Annotated in this window: 22 protein-coding genes; 10 read left to right on the top strand and 12 right to left on the bottom strand. The window is 73.8% G+C overall.

Features of this window, described 5'->3' with window-relative positions; translation table 11 throughout:
• Positions 1-27: 27 nt before the first annotated feature.
• Genes EXE59_RS02285 through EXE59_RS02255 form a run of 8 tightly spaced genes read right to left on the bottom strand, consistent with a single transcriptional unit; the run spans position 28 to position 7,176 of the window.
• Positions 28-1,542 carry a sodium/solute symporter gene (locus EXE59_RS02285; protein ID WP_135837447.1) on the bottom strand — a complete coding sequence of 505 codons (1,515 nt, stop codon included), beginning with the start codon at positions 1,540-1,542 and terminating at the stop codon, positions 28-30.
• On the bottom strand, positions 1,539-1,940 hold the full coding sequence (locus EXE59_RS02280; protein ID WP_135837446.1) for a hypothetical protein: 402 nt from the start codon (positions 1,938-1,940) through the stop codon (positions 1,539-1,541). Before EXE59_RS02280 ends, EXE59_RS02285 begins: the two co-directional genes overlap by 4 nt.
• Positions 1,937-2,662: a LytR/AlgR family response regulator transcription factor gene (locus EXE59_RS02275; RefSeq protein WP_135837445.1), complete on the bottom strand. Its 726-nt coding sequence runs from the start codon at positions 2,660-2,662 to the stop codon at positions 1,937-1,939. Before EXE59_RS02275 ends, EXE59_RS02280 begins: the two co-directional genes overlap by 4 nt.
• Positions 2,659-3,789, bottom strand: coding sequence for a sensor histidine kinase (locus tag EXE59_RS02270; RefSeq protein WP_135837444.1), 1,131 nt, complete (start codon positions 3,787-3,789; stop codon positions 2,659-2,661). Before EXE59_RS02270 ends, EXE59_RS02275 begins: the two co-directional genes overlap by 4 nt.
• Positions 3,790-3,816: 27 nt before the next feature.
• Positions 3,817-3,936 (bottom strand): hypothetical protein, encoded by a 120-nt coding sequence (locus tag EXE59_RS25055; protein ID WP_168218372.1) that lies wholly within the window; start codon positions 3,934-3,936, stop codon positions 3,817-3,819.
• Complete coding sequence (locus EXE59_RS02265; protein ID WP_135837443.1) at positions 3,930-4,961, bottom strand: hypothetical protein; 1,032 nt, start codon at positions 4,959-4,961, stop codon at positions 3,930-3,932. The genes EXE59_RS25055 and EXE59_RS02265 overlap by 7 nt, the downstream gene beginning before the upstream one ends.
• 26 nt (positions 4,962-4,987) lie before the next feature.
• Complete coding sequence (locus tag EXE59_RS02260) at positions 4,988-5,839, bottom strand: class I SAM-dependent methyltransferase (RefSeq protein ID WP_135837442.1); 852 nt, start codon at positions 5,837-5,839, stop codon at positions 4,988-4,990.
• A 23-nt stretch (positions 5,840-5,862) separates the two neighbouring features.
• A complete protein-coding gene (locus EXE59_RS02255) occupies positions 5,863-7,176 on the bottom strand; it encodes a hypothetical protein (RefSeq protein WP_135837441.1) in 1,314 nt (437 codons plus the stop codon).
• An 89-nt stretch (positions 7,177-7,265) separates the two neighbouring features.
• On the opposite strand from EXE59_RS02255, the gene EXE59_RS02250 reads away from it, so the two are divergent.
• Positions 7,266-7,982 carry a Fic family protein gene (locus tag EXE59_RS02250; protein ID WP_135837440.1) on the top strand — a complete coding sequence of 239 codons (717 nt, stop codon included), beginning with the start codon at positions 7,266-7,268 and terminating at the stop codon, positions 7,980-7,982.
• Positions 7,983-8,232: 250 nt separating this feature from the next.
• Here the strand turns inward: EXE59_RS02250 and EXE59_RS02245 are convergent, their stop codons facing one another.
• Complete coding sequence (locus tag EXE59_RS02245) at positions 8,233-9,030, bottom strand: HAD family hydrolase (RefSeq protein ID WP_135837439.1); 798 nt, start codon at positions 9,028-9,030, stop codon at positions 8,233-8,235.
• A gap of 133 nt (positions 9,031-9,163) precedes the next feature.
• Between EXE59_RS02245 and ssd the strand changes: the two genes are divergently transcribed.
• Genes ssd through EXE59_RS02225 form a run of 4 tightly spaced genes read left to right on the top strand, consistent with a single transcriptional unit; the run spans position 9,164 to position 12,691 of the window.
• Entirely contained in the window at positions 9,164-10,177 is a 1,014-nt protein-coding gene (gene ssd / locus EXE59_RS02240) for a septum site-determining protein Ssd (protein ID WP_135837438.1), read from the top strand.
• Positions 10,174-11,337 carry a TadA family conjugal transfer-associated ATPase gene (locus EXE59_RS02235; RefSeq protein WP_135837437.1) on the top strand — a complete coding sequence of 388 codons (1,164 nt, stop codon included), beginning with the start codon at positions 10,174-10,176 and terminating at the stop codon, positions 11,335-11,337. Before ssd ends, EXE59_RS02235 begins: the two co-directional genes overlap by 4 nt.
• Positions 11,334-12,011, top strand: coding sequence for a type II secretion system F family protein (locus EXE59_RS02230; protein WP_135837436.1), 678 nt, complete (start codon positions 11,334-11,336; stop codon positions 12,009-12,011). The genes EXE59_RS02235 and EXE59_RS02230 overlap by 4 nt, the downstream gene beginning before the upstream one ends.
• Positions 12,008-12,691 (top strand): type II secretion system F family protein, encoded by a 684-nt coding sequence (locus tag EXE59_RS02225; protein ID WP_135837435.1) that lies wholly within the window; start codon positions 12,008-12,010, stop codon positions 12,689-12,691. The genes EXE59_RS02230 and EXE59_RS02225 overlap by 4 nt, the downstream gene beginning before the upstream one ends.
• A gap of 19 nt (positions 12,692-12,710) precedes the next feature.
• Here EXE59_RS02225 and EXE59_RS02220 read toward each other — a convergent pair whose 3' ends face one another.
• Entirely contained in the window at positions 12,711-13,187 is a 477-nt protein-coding gene (locus tag EXE59_RS02220) for a GNAT family N-acetyltransferase (RefSeq protein ID WP_168218371.1), read from the bottom strand.
• A gap of 171 nt (positions 13,188-13,358) precedes the next feature.
• Here EXE59_RS02220 and EXE59_RS02215 point away from each other — a divergent pair, with 171 nt between their 5' ends.
• The 3 genes from EXE59_RS02215 to EXE59_RS02205 are packed head-to-tail and all read left to right on the top strand — an operon-like array spanning position 13,359 to position 14,244.
• Complete coding sequence (locus EXE59_RS02215; RefSeq protein ID WP_135837433.1) at positions 13,359-13,538, top strand: DUF4244 domain-containing protein; 180 nt, start codon at positions 13,359-13,361, stop codon at positions 13,536-13,538.
• Positions 13,538-13,900, top strand: coding sequence for a TadE family protein (locus EXE59_RS02210; RefSeq protein ID WP_135837432.1), 363 nt, complete (start codon positions 13,538-13,540; stop codon positions 13,898-13,900). Before EXE59_RS02215 ends, EXE59_RS02210 begins: the two co-directional genes overlap by 1 nt.
• Entirely contained in the window at positions 13,897-14,244 is a 348-nt protein-coding gene (locus tag EXE59_RS02205) for an Rv3654c family TadE-like protein (RefSeq protein ID WP_246056446.1), read from the top strand. The genes EXE59_RS02210 and EXE59_RS02205 overlap by 4 nt, the downstream gene beginning before the upstream one ends.
• A 3-nt stretch (positions 14,245-14,247) precedes the next feature.
• On the opposite strand, the gene EXE59_RS02200 is transcribed toward EXE59_RS02205, so the two are convergent.
• Both EXE59_RS02200 and EXE59_RS02195 read right to left on the bottom strand, forming a co-directional pair.
• A complete protein-coding gene (locus tag EXE59_RS02200; protein WP_135837431.1) occupies positions 14,248-14,553 on the bottom strand; it encodes a hypothetical protein in 306 nt (101 codons plus the stop codon).
• A gap of 10 nt (positions 14,554-14,563) precedes the next feature.
• Entirely contained in the window at positions 14,564-16,912 is a 2,349-nt protein-coding gene (locus EXE59_RS02195; protein ID WP_246056444.1) for a DEAD/DEAH box helicase, read from the bottom strand.
• Positions 16,913-17,076: 164 nt separating this feature from the next.
• On the opposite strand from EXE59_RS02195, the gene EXE59_RS02190 reads away from it, so the two are divergent.
• Together EXE59_RS02190 and EXE59_RS02185 are read left to right on the top strand one after the other, a co-directional pair.
• Positions 17,077-17,412: an anti-sigma factor antagonist gene (locus EXE59_RS02190; protein WP_135837429.1), complete on the top strand. Its 336-nt coding sequence runs from the start codon at positions 17,077-17,079 to the stop codon at positions 17,410-17,412.
• A gap of 202 nt (positions 17,413-17,614) precedes the next feature.
• Positions 17,615-19,930, top strand: coding sequence for a sodium-translocating pyrophosphatase (locus EXE59_RS02185; protein ID WP_135837428.1), 2,316 nt, complete (start codon positions 17,615-17,617; stop codon positions 19,928-19,930).
• Positions 19,931-19,966: the final 36 nt, after the last annotated feature.

The following is a 19,966-nucleotide window of genomic DNA, read 5'->3' as shown; positions in this document are numbered from 1 at the left end:
GGGCCACAACCCGGACACGTGTGGCGGTCAGCGCTGGAGGTCGACCACCTCGGGCGTGTGCAGCCGCACCATGAACCGACCCGCGTGGGCGGGGACCGAGGCGCGGGTCAGTCGCGAGACCACCACCATCGTCGCGAGCGACGCAGGCACCGACCACGCCGCCGGCTGCCCGAGCAGGGCGGACGCCCAGCCCGACGAAGCCGAGGTGGCGAGGGTCCAGGCGACGGCGAACCCCGACCCCAGCCCCCCGACCAGCAGCCCTGCGATGGCACCCGCGGGCGTCAGTCCGCGCCACCAGATCCCCAGCATCAGCAGCGGGCCGAAGGTCGAGGCCGTCACGGCGAAGGCCAGGCCGACGGTCCGCGCGACCGCGACGTCCTGGGCCGGCAGCGACATCAGCAGCGGCACGACCACCGCGATGGCCGCGGCCACCCGGAAGGCCGTGACCCCGCCGAGGCGGAAGGACCCCCACCGCCGCCCCGTCACGTCCTGCGACAGCACGCCGGCCACGGCGATCGTCAGCCCCGAGCTGGTCGAGAGGAACGCCGCGAACGCGCCGGCGGTGACGAGCCCGGTCAGCACGGCACCCACGGCCCCGCCGACCATCAGGTTCGGCAGCTCGAGCACCAGCACGTCGGAGCGCCCCTCGACGAGGTCGGGTGCGTAGATGCGGCCGAGCGCGGCGTACACGGGTGGCAGGACGTAGAAGATGCCCAGCAGCGCGAGCACCGCGAGGGTCGTACGGCGGGCCGCGCGGCCGTCGGGGTTGGTGTAGAACCGCACCACCACGTGCGGCAGGCCCATCGTGCCGAGGAACGTCGCGACGATGAGGGAGTACGTCGTGTAGAGGCCGATGCCACCGCCCGGCGAGGCGAGGGGGACGGACCACGAGGCGGGGGCGGACGCCGTGGGGTCGGCGGCGCCGTCGGCCAGCCAGACGGCGAGCAGCACGAAGACCGGGATGAGCAGCGCGGTGAGCTTCAGCCAGTACTGGAAGGCCTGCACGAAGGTGATGGACCGCATCCCGCCCGGGCTCACCGACGCCAGCACGACCACCGCGACGACCAGCGAGCCGGCCCACGGCGGCGCCCCGATCGTCGAGCGCAGCGTGACGCCCGCGCCCTGGAACTGCGGCAGGAGGTAGAGCCAGCCGATGCCGACGACCAGCACCGAGCAGAGCTTGCGCACCCCGCGCGAGCCCAGCCGCGCCTCGGCGAAGTCGGGCAGCGTGTAGGCCCCGGAGCGTCGCAGCGGTGCGGCGACGAGCACCAGCAGGACGAGGTAGCCCGCGGTCCAGCCGACGGGGTACCAGAGCATCTCGGCGCCGAAGGTCAGCAGCAGCCCGGCGACGCCGAGGAAGGACGCGGCGGAGAGGTACTCCCCGCCGATCGCGCTCGCGTTGAGCCGGGGCCGCACGGTGCGCGAGGCGACGAAGAAGTCGCTGGTGGTGCGCGAGATCCGCAGCCCCCACGTGCCGATGACCAGCGTGGCCAGCGACACGAGCGTGACGGCGACGAGGCCCGGCACGACGTCGGTGGTCACCTCGGGGCGCCCTGGTCCCGCTCGTCCACCGACCCGACGAGGTCGGCGAAGTCGCGCTCGTGGCCCTCGGAGCGCCGGATGTAGAACCAGCCGAGCAGCACCAGCCACGGATAGGTCAGCACTCCCAGCAGCAGCCAGGCGAGCGGCACCTGCCCGACCCGCTCGTCGCCGAGCGACGGGAACAGGTGGAACAGCAGCGGCAGCAGGCCCACCGTCACGGTCAGTGCCGCGAGGACCCGCAACGCGAGGAACAGCTGCTCGCGCAGCAGGGAGCGCATGAACACCTCGCCCAGCGCGGTCTCCGCGTCGATCTCGCGGGTGCCGGCGGAGCGTACGCCTTGGGCGCGGCGCCGCGGTGGGCCGGTGACGCGTACGCGCGGGGGCGGCTGGTCGCTCACGGCGAGCCTGTCGCGTCTCGCCTCGTCAGCACCGAGCGCAGCTCGCGGGTGTGGCGGCGGCTGACCGGCAGCTCGGTCCCGCCGACGACCACGCTGACGCGACCGCCCTCGCTGCGCACCTCCTCGACGTGGGGGAGCGCGACCAGCACCGAGCGGTGGATCCGCACGAAGCCGGCCGACGCCCACTGCTCGGCGAGCGAGGAGAGGGGCGTACGGACCAGGTGCGAGCCCTCGGCGGTGTGCAGGCGGGCGTAGTCGCCCTGCGCCTCGACGTGGGTGATCTCGGAGCGGTTGATGAAGCGGGTGACGCCGCCCCGCTCGACCGGGATCTGGACGTCGCCGGACGGTGCCGGGCCGCCCGCCTCGACCACGCGGCGTACGGCCTCGGCGAGGCGCTCCTCGCGCACCGGCTTGAGGACGTAGTCGACGGCACGGAGCTCGAAGGCCGCGACGGCGTGCTCCTCGTGAGCGGTCACGAACACCACCGGCGGCGGCGTCCGGAAGCGCGACAGGACCTGCGCGAGGTCGAGCCCGGTCAGGCCGGGCATCTGGATGTCGAGGAAGACCGCGTCGACCTCCTCGGCCTGCAGCACCCGCAGCGCCTCGGTGGCGGAGTCGGTGCCGCGGACCTCGCCGATGCGGGGGTCGCGGCCGAGCAGGAAGGTGAGCTCGTCGAGGGCGGGGCGCTCGTCGTCGATGACCAGCACCTTGAGCTGCGTCATGCGTGAACCCCCGGGGCGAACTTGGGCACCCGCACGATCACCTTCGTGCCGGCGCCGGGTGCGGTCTCGACGACCAGACCGTAGTCGTCGCCGTACGCGTTGCGCAGCCGCGCGTCCACGTTGCCGAGGCCGACCGAGTCCATCGAGGCGTCGCCGGCCAGCGCCTGCCGCACCCGCTCGGGATCCTCGCCGGTGCCGTCGTCCTCGACCTCGAGCACGCACTCCTGGTCGAGGTCGCGCGCGGTGATGGAGAGCCGCCCGACGCCGTCGACCTTGTCGGCGCTGGCCTCGAGGCCGTGGCGCACGGCGTTCTCCACGAGTGGCTGGATGCACAGGAAGGGCACCGCCACCGGCAGCACCTCCGGGGCGATCTGGAGGGTCACCTGGAGGCGATCGCCGAAGCGGGCCTGCTCGAGCAGGAGGTAGCGCTCGACGGAGCGCAGCTCCTCGGCGAGCGTCGTGTACTCGCCGTGGCGGCGGAAGGAGTAGCGGGTGAAGTCGGCGAACTCCAGCAGCAGCTCGCGGGCACGGTCGGGGTCGGTCCGCACGAAGCTGGCGATCGCGCCGAGCGAGTTGTAGACGAAGTGCGGGCTGATCTGCGCCCGCAGTGCCCGCACCTCGGCCTCCATGAGCCGGGTCCGCGACGCGTCGAGCTCGGCGAGCTCGAGCTGTCCACTCACCCAGGAGGCGACCTCGTCGGCGGCGCGCACGAGCCCGCCGGTGGTGTGCGGGGCGCCGACCACGAGCGCGCCGACGAGCGTGTCCTCCACGACGAGCGGGCTCACGATCGCCTGGCGCACCTCGCAGCCGCTGTTGTCGCAGACCAGCGTCCGTTCGTCGACGATCATCGTGCGCCCGGTCTCCGCGACCTGCCCGATCGTGGTGGCGAGCTGCGAGCGGTGGTGCGCGCCGAGCCCGTCCCACGCGAGCAGCCCGCTGGTGTCGCCCAGCCCCGCCGCCGGCGTGCCGAGCAGCGCACGCAGGTGGCCGACCGACTTCTCGGCGCTGGCAGTGGTCAGACCCTCGCGCAGCGCCGGACTGGCGAGCGAGGCGTTGTGCAGCGCGCGGAAGGCGGCACGGTCGGCCTCGCCGCCCAGCGACGTGCGCCGCCACCTCCACCTCACCACGTCCGCGACACTAGTCGCGGAGGCGCCTCAACGCTCGCAGCGCTCCATGCGCTCCGCCCTGCAGCGGTCGCGCCCGGTGCCGCCGTCGGCCCGGTCGCGCCCCGGGCCGCCGATGAGGGTGTCGGCGCCGCGTGTGCCGCTCAACATGTCCCTGCCGGGACCGCCGTGGATGCGCGCGGACTCCCGGCAGTCGAAATCGGTGTCGAAGGTGCTGTCGTGCTCGCGACGGACCGTGTCGGAACCCTTCCGTCCCTTGACGACCGCTCGGCAGGCCGTGAAGCCGAGCTCGTTGCGCCCGGAGTCGCCCTCGAGCAGGACCTGCCGCGCGAACAGGTTGGCGTCCTCGAAGCCTGTCGTCGACCGGTGTACGCCGTCGTGTCGTCCACGACCATCCGCTGGCGCTGCAGGTCGAGATGGAGGCCGGAGGTCGGCGAGGCGACCTCGATGAGGTCCGACCCGACCCCGCCGCTGATCGAGCTGCCGGGCAGCGGGGCGGTGCGCGACCGGTACGCGTCGGCGCCCACGTCGAGGGTGACGTGGACGACGCTGGGAGTCCGAGCGTCGTCGACCACGGTGTCGCGCCGGCGCGAGCCGACGAAGGTGAGGGCGCGTGGGCTCGGCGGCTCCGCCAGCCAGAACTCCTCCACGCCCGACCAGCGCGCGAGGGCCGCGCCCGAGGAGGAGAAGGTCCCGAGGGCGTTGTCGACGCGCGCGTCGCCCGGCCCCGTCTGGAGCTGGATCGTGTCGTCCCCGTCGCCGCCTGTCACGACGTCTGGGCCGCCACCCGCGTCGGGGTAGGCCAGGGTGACGCGGTCGTCGTCGTCGCCGCCGACGAACACGTCGGTGCCCGTGCCGAGGTCGGCGAAGACAGGCTGGCCCGACCGGTGCTGGCCGTCGACGACGTCGTTGCCCGCGCCGGCGTCGACAGCGATCCACGGGTGCCGCTTGCCGGTCACGCAGATCCGGTCGTCGCCGCCCAGCGCGGTGACCTCGGTGGCGCCGTTGGTGACGATGACGTCGCGGCCGTCGGTGCCGACGAGCGGGTGGTCCGGCGTGCCGACGAGGGTGGCCGGCTCCCACAGGCAGGACTCGTCTGCGGCGCTCCCGGCCGTGGGGGTGAGCAGGGCCAGTCCGATGAGGCCGGCAGCGGTCAGTGTCGTCGTACGGCGCATGGTTTCCCCCGAGCGGAGCGGTTCAGTCAGCGGAAGTCGATGAGCAACATGTCGGTGTCGGTGCCGTCGCTCACGACCGGTCCCTCCTGTGACGGCTCGTCGGTGGCCGAAGTTGTCTGCTCGTCCCGGTCGACCACGACGGCGCGGTAGCACCGCGTGACGTAGGGGATCCGCATCCCGTCCATGCCGCGGCCGTAGTCGTCGTAGAACGCGAGCACCTCGGCGAGGTGGCGCTCGCGCTCCCCGTCGTCCATCACCGCGAAGCTCGATCGCGAGCGCGCCATGTCCTGGATCGTCTCGCGGTCGATCTCCTGCCAGTGCTTGAAGGTCGCCTCCTCCATGAAGCCGAAGAGGTCGCTGTGCACGAGGCGCTCGGCCGACGACGTGTCGAGGTCCTGGCGGCCCAGGATCGCGCCCATCCGCCGCACCCACGGGATCCGCTCGTCGCGGCTGTTCCACACGAGCGCGACGTGCCCGCCCGGCTTGAGCACGCGCGCGATCTCGGGTAGCGCGACGTCGTGGTCGAACCAGTGGAACGCCTGCGCGACCACCACCACGTCGACCGACCGGTCGTTGGCGGGGATCTCCTCGGCCGTGGCGACCTTGGCGCTCACCTCGGGCACCCGCTCGCGGAGCACCGCCAGCATCGCCTCGTCGGGGTCGGTCGCGAAGACCGCGTGCCCCTGGTCGACCAGCTCGCGGGTCAGCTTGCCGGTGCCCGCGCCGAGCTCGAGGACGACCCGCGCCTCGCCCCCGGCCAGCCACGCGACCGCGTCGGCGGGGTACGCCGGCCGGCCGCGGTCGTACGCCTCGGCGACGGTGCCGAAGGACCGCGCGCGGTCGACGGGGGCGGGGCCGGAGGTGGGTTCGTCGCTCATCGCCGCAAGGCTACAAGCGACGCTCAGCGGCGCACCTCGCACCGCTTGCGCACCTCGGCCCGGCACACGTCGCGCCCCTTGCCGCCGTCGGCGCGGTCGCGGCCGGGGCCGCCCAGGAGCACGTCGGGTCCGCGACTGCCGGTGAGCCGGTCGTTGCCGCGTCCGCCGAGCAGCCGGGCGCGCGGCTTGCACGCCAGCTCTGCGTCCTCGTCGAACTGCTCGAACGTCGAGAGCACGTCGCGGCCGTCACGACCGTCCACGCGCGACCGGCACGCGCCGACGACGAGCCTGTTGCGGGCCGGGGTGCCGAGGAGCTCGACGTGGCGGGCCATGATCGTGGCGTCCTCGAAGCGTCGTGCCGGGACCGTGACCTCGGCGGACCGCTGTCCGGTCGAGAGGGTGCCCTTGCGCAGGTCGAGGTCGAGGTCCCGTTCGTCGGGCAGGGCGAGGGTCAGCTCGTCGCGGCCGGGGCCGCCGTCGTAGAGCCCGCCGTCCGGTAGGGCGTCGGTCCGGATGAAGCGCAGGTGGTCGGCGCCCGAGCCCATCCGCACGCGGTGCGGGGTGTCGTCGCCCAGGTCGAGGTTCAGGGTCTCCGCGCGGCGGCCGCCGCGGAAGGTGAGGTCCGCCAGGCCGAGGGATGCGTTCACGGTGTACTCGGTGAAGCCGTCGAAGGACAGGACGGGCTGGGCGTCGACGGCGAGCGTGCCGACGGCGCTGTCGATCGTGACCGACTCGGTGGCGGCCGGCTGGATGCCGAGGCCGCTGCCGCGGCCGCCGTCGACGTACGTCGCAGCGGTCGGGATCCCCGCCCAGCTGAGCCAGCCGTCACCCATCCGGACCTGGTCGTCGTTGGGCGCTCCCGGCTGGCCCGAGTCGACGTGGTCGCGGATCCGGCCGGCCGGTCCGGTGTCGATGACGTCCCGCTCCGTGTCCGCGGCCGGCGCGACGCCCGGGACCGCCTCGTCGCCGGCGTGGACCACGTCGAAGCCTGTCGAGCCCCGGAACCGGTCGCTGCCCGGGCCGAGGCGCACCTGCGCACCGAACCTCGTGGAGGTGGACGCGTCGACGCTGTCGTCGCCCGCCCCGGCGTACACCTGCGAGGGCCCGCCGGTCACGCAGATGACGTCGTCGCCGCCGAGGGTCCTCACGATCATCGCGCCGTTGGTCACGACCACGTCGGGCCCGTCGGTGCCGGTCAGCGACTGCCCGGGGGTGCCGGTCAGCGTGACCGGCATGCCCTGGCAGGTGCCGGCAGCGGCGGTCGCGACGGCGCCGGACGGCGCGAGCAGGGTCAGGCCGAGTCCGGTCGCAGCCGTCAGCGCGATGGTGCGGTTCATGTGTTCCCCCGTTGTCGTGTCGTGCACGTGTGTTCGCCGGTACGACGCCGTTCGGGCCGCAATGGTTGTCGCGGCTACCGTTTCCTCCCATGACCGACCCGCTCGCCTGGCTCACCGACCTCGAGGGCGTCAGCTCGGCCTACGCCGCCACCCGCGACGGGATCGACGTGATGCTGCGCGACCGCGGCCTGCGGCGTACGTCCCCCGAGCTGACCGCCGAGTCGCTGCTGCGCGGCGCGCAGGCGAGCGCGGTGCTCGAGGGGTCGACGTCGACGCTGGACGACGTACGGGTGGGGGAGGCCGACGAGATCGCCGCCGACGCCGTCCGGCTGTCCGCCTCGATGCTCGCGCTGGCGCCGCTGCTCAAGACCGCGCCGCTCCAGGCGATCGCGCGGCTCCACACGGTGGTCGCCTCCTCGTCGCTGTCGCCCGAGGAGCTGGGCCGCCCGCGCGACGCCGCCTCCGCCGACCGGCTGCGCGGGGTCTCGGAGCTCCTGCTGTCGGGCACGCAGGCCCCTGCACTGCTGGTCGCGGCGGTGGCCCACGCCGACGTCGCCACGGCGGCGCCGTTCGCCTCGCACAACGGGATCGTCGCCCGCGCCCTCGAGCGCCTCGTCCTCGTCTCCCGCGGCGTGGACGCCAAGTCCCTCGTGGTGCCCGAGGCCGGGCACCTGGCGCAGCGCGCGGCGTACGAGTCGAACCTGCGCGCCTACGCCGACGGCGGTCCGCGCGGGGTGCACGCCTGGGCGCTCTACGGCGCCGAGGCGTTCGCGGCGGGGGCCGAGGCCTCGCCCCTGCGGCGGTAACCCCGGACATGCGAGCGGCACCCGCTCACGAAGGATCGGGTGCCGCCGCTGACACGTGATGCCTGGCTACCAAGCGTGCATTGTCTAATTGCTGCCTCGGGCAGATCCCGATCGGCAAGCACCCCATCGGATGGGTGGATCGCCGCGTGGGTACCTGGACCACGTGCTGCTGTGGAGTTCTACCTCCAGTTCTAGTCCGGCCCGGTGGCACCTTCAAGCCTTGACTTTGCCGGGGGACGGTGGGTGTCGCTCAGGCGTCGGCGATCCGCCTGCGCCGGTTGGCCCACAGCACGCCGCCCGCGGCGACGGCGCCACCGACGGCGAGCGCGGCCAGGGTCGGCCCGGTGGGTGGAGCGGGCAGGCGGCGGCGCAGCGCCACGGGGCGCACGAACAGCAGGACCGGCCACTCCCGGGAGTCGGCGATGCGGCGCAGCTCCTTGTCGGGGTTCACCGCGAAGGGGTGCCCGACGACCTCGAGCATGTGCACGTCGGTGACCGAGTCGCTGTAGGCGTAGCAGGCGTCGAGGTCGTAGCCGACTGTCTCGGCGAGGTGCTCGATCGCGCGCGCCTTCTCCTCGGCGTAGGCGTAGTAGTCGATGGTGCCGGTGTACTTCCCGTCGACGATCTCCATCCGCGTCGCGATGACCCGGTCCGCGCCGAGCAGCTGCCCGATCGGCTCGACGACCTCTGCGCCGGACGCGGAGACGATGACGATGTCGCGACCGGCGGCCCGGTGCTCCTCGATGAGGGTGACCGCCTCGTCGTAGACCAGCGGCTCCACGATGGTGGTGATGGTCTCGTGGACGATCTCGCGCACCGTCGCCACGTCCCAGCCGGCACACAGCTGCGACATGAACTCCCGCATCTTGTCCATCTGGTCGTGGTCGGCGCCGCCGGTGAAGAACATGAACTGCGCGTACGCCGAGCGCAGCATCGCTCGCCTCGAGATGAGTCCGCCTGCCTGGAACTCGCGGCTGAAGGCCAACGTGCTCGACTTGGCGATGATCGTCTTGTCGAGGTCGAAGAAGGCCGCTGTCGGGCGGGTCATGCGGCCATCGTAGGCGCCGGACGGCCGCCGTCGTGGGCCATCAGGCGTCCACAGGCCGCCCCCGTAGGCACTTCTCCACAGCCGCGGGCCGTCGGTGCTGCCCGCCGTCGGTGCCGGCACGGACGCTCCTCGCATGGCAGTCCTGCTGATCACCCGATCCCCGTCCGTCCACGAGTCCGTCGTCGCGCTCTGCGCGGCGGCGGGGATCGGCGCGGAGGTCTGCGCCGAGCCGGGCCTGTCGCTCGCGACCTGGCGCGAGGCCGACCTGGTCCTCGTGGGGTCCGACCTCGCCGAGCCTGTCGCCGCCCTCGGGCCGCCCAGGCGGCCAGGGGTCCACCTCGTCGGGGCACCGCCCGACGAGGCAGCCTTTCGCCATGCCGTGGCGCTGGGCGCCGACTCGGTGGTCGAGCTGCCCGACGGGGCGCCGTGGCTGTCCGACGCGCTCGCCGACGTGGGCGAGCGATGCTCGCCGGGCCGCCTGGTGGGAGTGGTGGGCGGGACGGGCGGCGCCGGAGCGACCACACTGGCGTGCGCGCTCGCGCAGTGGCACGCGCGCCGGGCGCCGACGCTGCTCATCGACGGTGATCCGCTGGGGCCGGGCCTCGACCGTCTCGTCGGGATGGAGGACGTGCGCGGGGTGCGGTGGGAGGCGCTCGCCGAGACGTCGGGGCGGCTGGGCGCCGGGGCGCTGCGGGAGGGCGTTCCCCGGTGCGACGACCTCGGCGTCCTCACCTGGTCGGGTCCACGGCGACGTCTCGACGTGCCCACCGCCCGCAGGATCCTGCCGGCCGCGGTGCGGGGCCACGGCCTCGTCGTGCTCGACCTCGCCCGCCAGGGCGGACCCGACCTCGTCGAGCTGGTCGACCGGTGCGACGACCTCCTGGTCGTCACCCCAGCCACGGTGCCCGGGCTGGCGGCCACGGCCCGCCTGGTCGCCGAGGTCGGCCGAGCCGGGAGGGCGGGACTGGTGGTCCGCCCGGGAGGGCTCGGCGACGCCGACGCCGAGCGCGTGACGGGCCTGCCGGTCGTCGCCGCCGTGGCCGACCAGCGCGGCCTCGCCGCGTCGGTCGACCGTGGCCTCGGCCCGCTCGCCGCGCGAGGTCCGCTCGCGAGGGCGGCCCGCGACCTGCTGGCGGAGGCAGCATGAGCGCCCCCGTCCCGACGGCGGTGCTCGACGACGTGCGCCGACGCCTGGCCGGCACCGCGGGCGAGCTGACCCCGCACCGGGTCGCGGAGGCGCTCCGGGCGTCGGGGTCCCCGGTTGGCGACGCGACGGTGCTCGCCGTCCACGACCTGCTCCGGCGCGACGTGCTCGGAGCCGGCCCGCTGGAGGACCTGCTCCGCCTGCCCGACGTCACCGACGTCCTGGTCAACGGCCCCGACGAGGTCTGGATCGACCGCGGCGTCGGGCTCGAGCGGGTGTCGGTGACCTTCCCCGACGACGCCTCCGTGCGCCGCCTCGCGCAGCGGCTGGCCGCCTCGGCGGGGCGGCGGCTCGACGACGCCACGCCGCACGCCGACGTACGCCTCCCCGACGGCACCCGGTTCCACGCCGTGCTGGCGCCGGTCGCCCGCTCGGGGACGGTGCTGTCGCTGCGGGTGCCGCGGGGCCGGGTGTGGACGTTGCCCGAGCTGGTGTCGGCGGGAGCTCTGCCACCGGACGGCGCCTTCCTCCTGGAGGAGGTCGTCGACTCGCGCTGCGCGTTCCTCGTCACGGGTGGCACCGGCACCGGCAAGACCTCGGTGCTGTCGGCGCTGCTGTCGCTCGTCGACCCCGGCGAGCGGATCGTGCTGGTCGAGGACGCCAGTGAGCTGCGGCCCGAGCACGCGCACGTGGTCGCCCTCGAGGGTCGCCCCGCCAACATCGAGGGTGCCGGTGAGGTCTCGCTGCAGACCCTGGTCCGACAGGCGCTGCGGATGCGGCCCGACCGCCTGGTCGTCGGGGAGGTGCGCGGCGCGGAGGTCGTCGACCTGCTCGCCGCCCTCAACACCGGCCACGGCGGCGGCTGCGGCACCCTCCACGCCAACTCCGCCGCCGACGTGCCGGCCCGGATCGAGGCCCTGGCCCTCGCCGCGGGCCTGCCGCGAGCGGCCGCGCACAGCCAGCTCGCCTCGGCCCTCGACGTGGTGATCCACCTCGGCCGCGGTCGCGAGGGGCGCCGCCGCATCCTCGAGCTCGGCGTCCCCGAGCGCGACGACTCCGGCCTGGTGGTGCTGCGGACGGCGGCGACCTTCGAGCCGGACCGCGTGGTGCGCGGCCCGGCCGCCGGCACCCTGGCCACTCGTCTGGGCTCGGTGACGCGGTGAGCGAGTCGCCGGCGGCGGTGGTCGCGGCCCTGCTGGCTGCCGCCGCAGTCGCGACCCTCCTGCCGCCGGTCCGGTCGAGCTCCACGCGGCGGCCACCGCCACCGCGGCGGCCGCCCTCCCCGTACGCCGCCCGGAGGCGCGCTGTCGCCGACCAAGCAGCGGTGCTGGAGGTGTGCGACCTCCTCGCCGCCGACCTCGCCGCCGGGCGTCCGCCCGATGCCGCCCTGTCCGCCGCGGCCGAGCGGTGGCCGCCGCTCGGTCGGGTCGTCGACGCGCTGCGGCTCGGCGCCGACGTCCCCGAGGCGATGCGACGCGTGGCGGCGGAGCGACGCGGTGCCGCAGACCTGCGCTGGGTCGCCGGCGCGTGGCAGGTCTCCCAGCACTCGGGACGCGGACTGGCGGCCGCGCTCGAGCGCACGGCCCGCGGCCTGCGGGGCCGACGACGCACGCGTCGTCTCGTCGACTCCGAGCTGGCGTCTGCGCGGGCGACCGCCCGCCTCGTCGCCTGCCTGCCGCTGGTCGTGCTGCTGATGGGCTCCGGCGCAGGGTCCGACCCGTGGTCCTTCCTGCTCGGCACCCCGGTCGGCTGGGTCTGCGTTGCTGTGGGCGTCGGCCTCAACGGCGCCGGGCTCTGGTGGATCGAGCGGTTGGCCGACCGGGCGGCCGCACCGTGACCTGGCTCAGCGTGGCCCTTGCGACTGCGGCCGTCACCGTGCTCGTCCCCTCACCTCCGAGGTCGGTGCGCACCCGGGGCTCGTCGGGCCCCGGGTTGCGCCCGCTGGCAGTCGTCGGCGTCGCGATCGGCGCGTGGCTCCTCGTGGGAGGGGTCGCCGGACTCGTCGTGGGGGTCGTCGCGACGGTGGTCGCCCGCCGGATGCTCGCCGGGGCGGAGACCACGCCCGCCCGACGCGAGCGCGAGGAGGTCGAGCGGACCCTTCCCCACCTCGTCGACCTGTTCGCCTCGACCCTGCGTGCCGGGGCCGAGCCGGTCGCTGGCCTGGCACAGGTCTGCACTGCCCTCCCCGGCCCGGCCGCGGACCGGCTCGCCCTGGTGGTCGAGCGTGCCCGCTGGGGCTCCGGCACCGACGCGTGGGCGGCGGTCGCCGAGGACGCGAGCCTGGCGCCGCTGGCACGAGTCCTCGTGCGCTCGCAGGTCTCCGGCGCCTCGGTGGTCCAGGCCGTCGAGCGCCTCGCCGACGAGCTCGAGCGCGAGTCGCTGGCCCGGGCCGAGGACGCAGCCCGCCGGGTCGGTGTGGCGGCCGCCGTGCCGCTCGGCGTCTGCCTCCTCCCGGCCTTCATGCTGCTCGGCGTGGTGCCGACGGTGGCCTCGTTGTTCGGGAGTGTCGCTCCATGACCGTGTGCGCGGTCGCTGCTCAGGAGCTGCTGTGCCGCATGCGGCGTTCGGGCGGCGCGTCCGGCGGCCATCCGTCGGGGATGCCGAGGTCCACGAACCCGGCGCGAGCATACGAACGGATCGCGGCCTCGTTGTCGTCGCGGACCATCAGGAAGGTGTCGCGCCCCCTGCCCGCGGCCCACGCGACGACCTGCCCGACAAGGCGGCCGGCCAGCCCGGTGCCGCGGTGGTCGGGCGCCACCCACATCGAGATCAGCTCGACGGCGTCCCCGGACTCGGCGCCGGAGACCACTCCCACCGGCGCGTCGGTGCTGCGCGCGACCAGGGTGAACGGCACGTCGGACAGCCGTTGGCGCCACCGGCTCTCGTCTGCCTCGACCCAGTCGGCGTAGCTCGCCCCGAACGCACCCGGCGCATCGCGGAGGGCAGCCAGCCGCACCTCTCGGAACTCGCACCACTCGTCCGGCCCGATCCGCACGATCTGCACCTCGTCCACGACGGCGAGGCTAGTGCCGCGTGACGCTGACCCGACCACTTTCCGTCCACAGCAACCCTGACCCACCGGTCCTCCACAGGGCGCGGCGGCCGTGGCTGCGGATGGTGGCCAGCGGCCCCATGGTGGTGACGAACGGGGCTCGTCGGGAGCCCCGCGACGACAGGGGAATCGATGAAGGTCCAGCGTCACGACAGGCCGGAGTCCGGCATCACCACCGCCGAGTACGCCGTGGGCACCGCGGCGGGGGCGGGATTCGCCGGCCTCCTCTACACGCTGCTCACCGGGGCGTTCGGCGACCAGCTGCTGGAGCGGTTGTTCAAGCACGTCATGGGTCTGCTCGGCATCGGCTGATGCACAGGCGTTGTCGGGAGGAGCGGGGTGCGGCGACCGCCGAGCTCGCGCTGGGCATCCCGCTGCTCGTCGCGCTGACCGCCGGCCTCGTGTGGATGCTGGCGGTCGGCGCGGCCCAGGTGCGCGTGGTCGACGCGTCCCGGGAGGCCGCCCGCATCGTGGCCCGGGGCGACGACGTCGCCTCGGCCGAGGCGGTGGCCCTGCGGATCGCTCCCGAGTCGGCCCGGGTCACCGTCCACGTCGGCGACGCGGAGGTCGTGGTGACGACCTCCGCGCGCGTCACCGGGCCGGGCGGGCTCCTGGGCGCCCTGCCGGGCGTCACGGTCTCCTCGGAGTCCGTCGCGGTGGTGGAGCAGTCGTGAGCCGGCACGACGACTCGGGTGCGGCGACGGTCGTGGTGGTGGCGATGGCCGGGGTGCTGATGTTCGTGATGGTCGGACTCGGCGCGGCCGGGGGGCTGGTCGTGGCCCAGCGCCGTGCCCAGGCGGCCGCCGACCTCTCGGCGCTCGCAGGCGCGACGGTCACCGGTGACGCCTGCGCGGAGGCGGTCCGCGTGGCCGCAGCCAATCAGGCCGCGGTCGACCTGTGCCGGCTCGACGCCGACGTGGTCAGCGTCGTCGTGTCCGTCCGTGGTCCGGATCTGCCGTGGGCGTCGGGGTGGTCGCAGGTCCGGGTGAGCGCCGAGGCGCGTGCCGGTCCCGGGTGAGCCTCAGACCGTGTCGCGGCGCTCGGGGTCCTCGTCGCGGCGCTCGGCCTCGACCCGATCGAGCTTCTCGTTGAGCTTCGTGAGCTCCTTGCGCTCCTTGCGGTGGGCGATGGTCCGCTTGGTGCCCCACTTGAGGAGCGCGAAGCCCCACAGGATGGCGGCGCCCGCTGCGACACCCACGAGGAACGACTCCAGCGTCGTGACCTCGAAGCCGAGGAGCTCGCCGCCGGTGCCGGGCTCGCTGACGAAGAGCGCGGACAGCACGGCGATCGCGCCGAGGATCATGAGGCCAAGACCGAGGATCACCATGGGTCCGAATCTAGCCCCCTCCGTCCTCGCGGGGTGCACCCGCGAGGAGGGCGTCGAGCAAAGAGATGGCCCCGGCCTTGTCGAGCGGGTTGTTCTGGTTGCCGCACTTGGGCGACTGGATGCACGACGGGCACCCGCTCGTGCACTCGCAGCTCGCGATGGCCTCACGGGTCGCGGACAGCCAGGTGGCGGCCGTGTGGAAGCCGCGCTCGGAGAAGCCGGCCCCGCCCGGGTGGCCGTCGTACACGAAGACGGTGAGCAGGCCGGTGTCGGCGTGCCGGGCGGTGGAGACGCCACCGATGTCCCACCGGTCGCAGGTCGCGAAGAGGGGGAGCAGCCCGATCGAGCAGTGCTCGGCGGCGTGGGCGGCCCCCGGCACGTCGAGAGCGGCCAGTCCGGCCTCGGCGACGACGTCGTCCGGCATGGTCCACCACACCGCGGTGGTGCGCAGCGTCCGTTCGGGCAGGTCGAGCGGCTCCTCCGAGAGCACCTCGCCGCCGGGCTGGCGCCGTCTGAGGAAGGAGACCACCTGGTGTGACACGTCGACCTCACCGAGCGCGAGTTCGCAGCCTGCCCACGACCGGCGCTCGCGGGTGGCGACGATGCTGATGTCGGTGACCTCTCGGGCGGTCGTGCTGTACGCCGGGTCGTCGCGGCGCATCACGGCCACGTGGTGCTCGAGGTCGAGGTCCTCGACGAGCCAGGTCTCCCCCTGGTGGACGTACACCGCGCCCGGGTGGGCCTGGTTGTGGGCGCCGCCGGCGTCGACGGTGCCGACCACGCGCCCGGTGTCGGCCTCGATGAGCTGCACGGGCGACCCGCCGGCCGAGCGGATGTCGGCGAGGTCCGCGGCGCGCGAGCGGTCCGTCCAGAACCACCCGCGCGGTCGGCGGCGCAGCAGCCCCAGCGAGACCAGCTCGTCGACCACCTCGCGCGCGGTCGGCCCGAACAACGGCAGGTCGGCCTCGGTGAGCGGCTGCTCCTGCGCCGCGGCGCAGAGGTGCGGACCCATGACGTGGGGGTTCGACGGGTCGAAGACCGACGCCTCGACCGGGGCGCCGATGAGCATCTCCGGGTGCGTCACCAGGTAGGTGTCGAGCGGGTCGTCCTTGGCGACCAGGATCCCGAGCGCGTCCTGCGCCCCGCGCCCGGCGCGCCCGACCTGCTGCCAGAAGGCCGCGCGCGTCCCGGGGAACCCCGCGACCAGGACGGCGTCGAGGCCGCTGATGTCGATGCCGAGCTCGAGCGCGTTGGTGGCCGCGAGCCCGATGAGGTCCCCGCGCCGCAGCGCCGCCTCGAGGGCTCGGCGTTCCTCGGGCAGGTAGCCCCCGCGGTAGGCCGCGATCCGCCCGGGCAGTGACGGGTCGACCTCGGCGAGCAGGTCGGCGGCGGTCAGCGCCACCTGCTCGGCGCCGCGCCGGGACCGGACGAAGGCGAGGGTGCGTACGTCCTCGGCGACCAGGTCGGCCAGGAGGTCGGCGACCTCGGACGACGCGGCCCGTCGCACGGGCGCCCCGTTCTCACCCGCGTGCGAGGTGAACGGCGGCTCCCAGAGCAGCAGCGACACCTCGCCGCGGGGCGAGTCGTCGCGGGTCAGCGCGACCACGTCGAGCCCGGTGAGCCGGGCGGCGGTCACCTCGGGCTCGGCAACCGTCGCCGAGGCGAGCACGAAGGTCGGGTGCGCGCCGTAGATCGCGCACACCCGGCGCAGCCGGCGCAGGACGTGAGAGACGTGCGCCCCGAAGACCCCGCGGTAGTGGTGGCACTCGTCGACCACGACGTACTGCACCGAGCCGAGCAGCCGCGCCCACCGGTGGTGCGACGGCAGCAGGGAGCGGTGGAGCATGTCGGGGTTGGTGAGGACGTACTCCCCGAAGTCGCGCGTCCAGTCCCGCTCCTCGCGCGAGGAGTCGCCGTCGTGCGCGGAGAGGCGTACGTCGAGGCCGAGCGACTCGAGGCCGGCGAGCTGGTCGTGGGCGAGCGCCTTCGTCGGCGCGAGGTAGAGCACGGAGGCACCGCGCTCCCCGCGCGGCCCGCGCGCCGCGCGGATCGCGGAGAGTGCCGGCAGCTGGTAGGCGAGCGACTTCCCCGAGGCCGTGCCGGTCGCCACGATCACGTGGTCGCCCGCGTGGGCCGCGTCGGCAGCCACCACCTGGTGCCGCCACGGGCGCGCCACGCCGTGGGCGGCGTACGCCCCGCGGACGTCGTCGGGCACCCAGGCGGGCCAGTCCTCGTGGACCGCCTCTCGCGCGGGCAGCACCTCCAGGTGGCGCAGCCGGTCCTCGCGCCCGGGCACGCCGACGAGGCGACGGACCAGGGCGTCCACCGCGGGCACGGCGCCGGGACGGGAGGGGCTCACCGACGCAGTCTGGCAAAGGCCGGGGACGGCCATCGTGCGGGGATGTGGAGAGGAGTCCTGCGGAACACTTGTGACTCGTGGTTTGATACCACCCGGAATGGAACAGGGGCACAGGCGTGCCCGCACCGCACTGTCCGAACGAGTTCGGGGACCGGGGAGCAGTCGTGGATCTCACCCTTGCGACACGCGAGGTGGACGGTCGTGCCGTCGTGGCCGTCGGCGGCGAGATCGACGTCTACACCGCACCCAAGCTGCGGGACTGCATCACCGACCTGGTGAGCGCCGGCACCTACGACATCGTCATCGACCTCGAGGCTGTCGAGTTCCTCGACTCCACCGGCCTCGGCGTGCTGGTCGGCGGGCTCAAGAAGGTGCGCGCCCACGACGGCTCGCTCGACCTCGTGTGCACCCAGGAGCGCCTGCTCAAGATCTTCCGGATCACCGGACTGGCCAAGGTGTTCACCATCCACGACACCGTCGGCTCGGCCCCCAGCGCCTGACCGCGTTCCCTCCGCCCAGGTCGGCGGGTCACCCCTCTGGACGTGCACGGAGGGGATTTGTCACGTTCGAACCCGGAGCTGGACCAGATGTCCGGTGTGGTGTCGGTCACCCTGCCCCGTGATCTGGGTCACGTCTGCGTAGACTCCGGCGCGTTCACGGATCTGTTTCCAGTGCTTAGCTCAAAGTCCGAGGAGGACACGAATGACGGGGATCTTGCCCGCGGTCGTTGCGCAGCCGGAGCTCGAAGGTGGCAACCTCGTCCTGGTCGTCGTCGTCGCCCTGATCGCGCTCGGCGCGCTCGGGATGGCCGCGATGTTCAGGTCGCAGGTGCTGGCCGCGGGTGAGGGCACCGACAACATGAAGACCATCGCCCAGGCCGTGCAGGAGGGCGCCAACGCCTACCTGCAGCGCCAGTTCCGTACGCTCGGGATCTTCGCCGCGGTGGCGTTCGTGGTCCTGTTCGCGCTGCCCGCCGACGACATGGCCGTCCGCGTCGGGCGCTCCATCTTCTTCCTCGTCGGCGCGGGCTTCTCCGCCGCGATCGGCTACCTCGGCATGAGCCTGGCGGTGCGCGCCAACCTGCGCGTGGCCGCGGCGGCCGAGTCCGAGGGCCGCGACCCGGCCATGACGATCGGCTTCCGCACGGGCGCCTTCGTCGGCATGGCCACCGTCGGCCTGGGCCTGCTCGGCGCGAGCGTCGTCGTCCTGCTCTTCAAGGACGAGGCGCCCGTCGTGCTCGAGGGGTTCGGCTTCGGTGCCGCCCTCCTCGCCATGTTCATGCGTGTCGGCGGCGGCATCTTCACCAAGGCCGCCGACGTCGGCGCCGACCTCGTCGGCAAGGTCGAGCAGGGCATCCCCGAGGACGACCCCCGCAACGCCGCGACCATCGCCGACAACGTCGGCGACAACGTCGGTGACTGCGCCGGCATGGCCGCCGACCTGTTCGAGTCGTACGCCGTCACGCTGGTCGCCGCGCTGATCCTCGGCGCGGCCGCCTTCGGCGACAAGGGCCTCGTCTTCCCGCTGCTCATCCCCGCGATCGGTGCGCTCACCGCGGTGCTCGGCATCTACATCACCAAGCCGAAGGCCGAGGAGAACGGCCTCACCACCATCAACCGGGCCTTCTACATCTCGGCCGCGGTCGGTGCCCTGGCGTCGGTGGTCCTCTCCTACGTCTACCTGCCCGGCGACTTCGCCGAGTTCGGACCCGCCTTCGGCGACATCGACGGCGACCCGCGCTTCATCGCCAGCGCCGCGGTGGTCATCGGCATCGTCATGGCCGCGGGCATCCTCGCCCTCACCGGCTACTACACCGGCACCGAGTACCGGCCCGTCAAGGACGTCGGCAAGACCTCGCTCACCGGTCCCGCGACCGTCATCCTGTCCGGCCTGAGCGTCGGCTTCGAGTCGGCCGTCTACACCACGCTGGTCATCGGCGCTGCCGTCTTCGGTGCCTACCTCCTCGGCGGCGCGACCCTCACGGTGTCGCTGTTCGCCGTCGCGCTCGCCGGCTGTGGCCTGCTGACCACCGTCGGCGTCATCGTCGCGATGGACACCTTCGGCCCGGTCTCCGACAACGCGCAGGGCATCGCCGAGATGTCGGGCGACGTCAGCCCCGAGGGCGCGCAGATCCTCACCGAGCTCGACGCCGTCGGCAACACCACCAAGGCCATCACCAAGGGCATCGCGATCGCGACGGCCGTGCTGGCCGCGACCGCGCTGTTCGGGTCGTACGCCACGTCGGTCGCCGAGGCCCTCGCCGAGGCCAGCCCGACCGCCGAGGAGGTGGGCCTGCTCAGCTTCGAGGTCTTCAACCCCTCGGTCCTCGTCGGCGTGCTGCTCGGTGCGGCCGTGGTGTTCCTCTTCTCCGGCCTCGCGATCAACGCGGTCGCCCGCGCCGCCGGTGCGGTCGTCTTCGAGGTGCGCCGCCAGTTCCGCGAGATCCCCGGGATCATGGAGGGCACCGGTCGTCCGGAGTACGGCAAGGTCGTCGACATCGTCACCCGCGACTCGCTGCGCGAGCTGGTCACCCCCGGCATCCTGGCCGTCCTGGCCCCCGTCGCCGTCGGCTTCGGCCTCGGCGTGACCGCGCTGGCCGGCTTCCTCGCCGGTGCCATCGGCGCCGGCACCCTGATGGCCGTCTTCCTGGCCAACGCGGGCGGCGCCTGGGACAACGCCAAGAAGCTCGTCGAGGACGGCCACCACGGCGGCAAGGGCTCCGACGCCCACGACGCCACGATCATCGGCGACACCGTCGGCGACCCGTTCAAGGACACCGCCGGCCCGGCCATCAACCCGCTCATCAAGGTGATGAACCTGGTCTCGCTGCTCATCGCCAGCGCCATCGTGTCGATGAGCGTGGGCGAGGACCAGAACGACGTCCTGCGCATCGTGATCGCGCTCGTCGCGGTCGCGATCATCGCGGGCGCGGTGGTCGTCTCGAAGCGCCGCGAGGTCGTGATCGCCGACGACGGCGACAACACCGGCTCGTCGTCGTTCAGCCCGCACCACGCCTGACCCCGTACGACCCGGTCGACACCGACGGCCCGTCAC

It is taken from the genome of Nocardioides eburneiflavus, assembly GCF_004785795.1.
Taxonomy (GTDB): domain Bacteria; phylum Actinomycetota; class Actinomycetes; order Propionibacteriales; family Nocardioidaceae; genus Nocardioides; species Nocardioides eburneiflavus.
This window is presented reverse-complemented; position numbering and strand designations above follow the sequence as displayed.

Excerpts from the sequence above, each read along its gene's own strand:
- EXE59_RS02260 (WP_135837442.1), bottom strand. The coding sequence starts at position 5,839 with ATGAGCGACGAACCCACCTCCGGCCCCGCCCCCGTCGACCGCGCGCGG.
- EXE59_RS02265 (WP_135837443.1), bottom strand. The coding sequence starts at position 4,961 with ATGCGCCGTACGACGACACTGACCGCTGCCGGCCTCATCGGACTGGCC.
- EXE59_RS02215 (WP_135837433.1), top strand. The coding sequence starts at position 13,359 with ATGAAGGTCCAGCGTCACGACAGGCCGGAGTCCGGCATCACCACCGCC.
- EXE59_RS02245 (WP_135837439.1), bottom strand. The coding sequence starts at position 9,030 with ATGACCCGCCCGACAGCGGCCTTCTTCGACCTCGACAAGACGATCATC.
- EXE59_RS02210 (WP_135837432.1), top strand. The coding sequence starts at position 13,538 with ATGCACAGGCGTTGTCGGGAGGAGCGGGGTGCGGCGACCGCCGAGCTC.
- EXE59_RS02250 (WP_135837440.1), top strand. The coding sequence starts at position 7,266 with ATGACCGACCCGCTCGCCTGGCTCACCGACCTCGAGGGCGTCAGCTCG.
- EXE59_RS02185 (WP_135837428.1), top strand. The coding sequence starts at position 17,615 with ATGACGGGGATCTTGCCCGCGGTCGTTGCGCAGCCGGAGCTCGAAGGT.
- EXE59_RS02200 (WP_135837431.1), bottom strand. The coding sequence starts at position 14,553 with ATGGTGATCCTCGGTCTTGGCCTCATGATCCTCGGCGCGATCGCCGTG.
- EXE59_RS02275 (WP_135837445.1), bottom strand. The coding sequence starts at position 2,662 with ATGACGCAGCTCAAGGTGCTGGTCATCGACGACGAGCGCCCCGCCCTC.
- EXE59_RS25055 (WP_168218372.1), bottom strand. The coding sequence starts at position 3,936 with ATGTTGAGCGGCACACGCGGCGCCGACACCCTCATCGGCGGCCCGGGG.
- EXE59_RS02255 (WP_135837441.1), bottom strand. The coding sequence starts at position 7,176 with ATGAACCGCACCATCGCGCTGACGGCTGCGACCGGACTCGGCCTGACC.
- ssd (WP_135837438.1), top strand. The coding sequence starts at position 9,164 with ATGGCAGTCCTGCTGATCACCCGATCCCCGTCCGTCCACGAGTCCGTC.
- EXE59_RS02235 (WP_135837437.1), top strand. The coding sequence starts at position 10,174 with ATGAGCGCCCCCGTCCCGACGGCGGTGCTCGACGACGTGCGCCGACGC.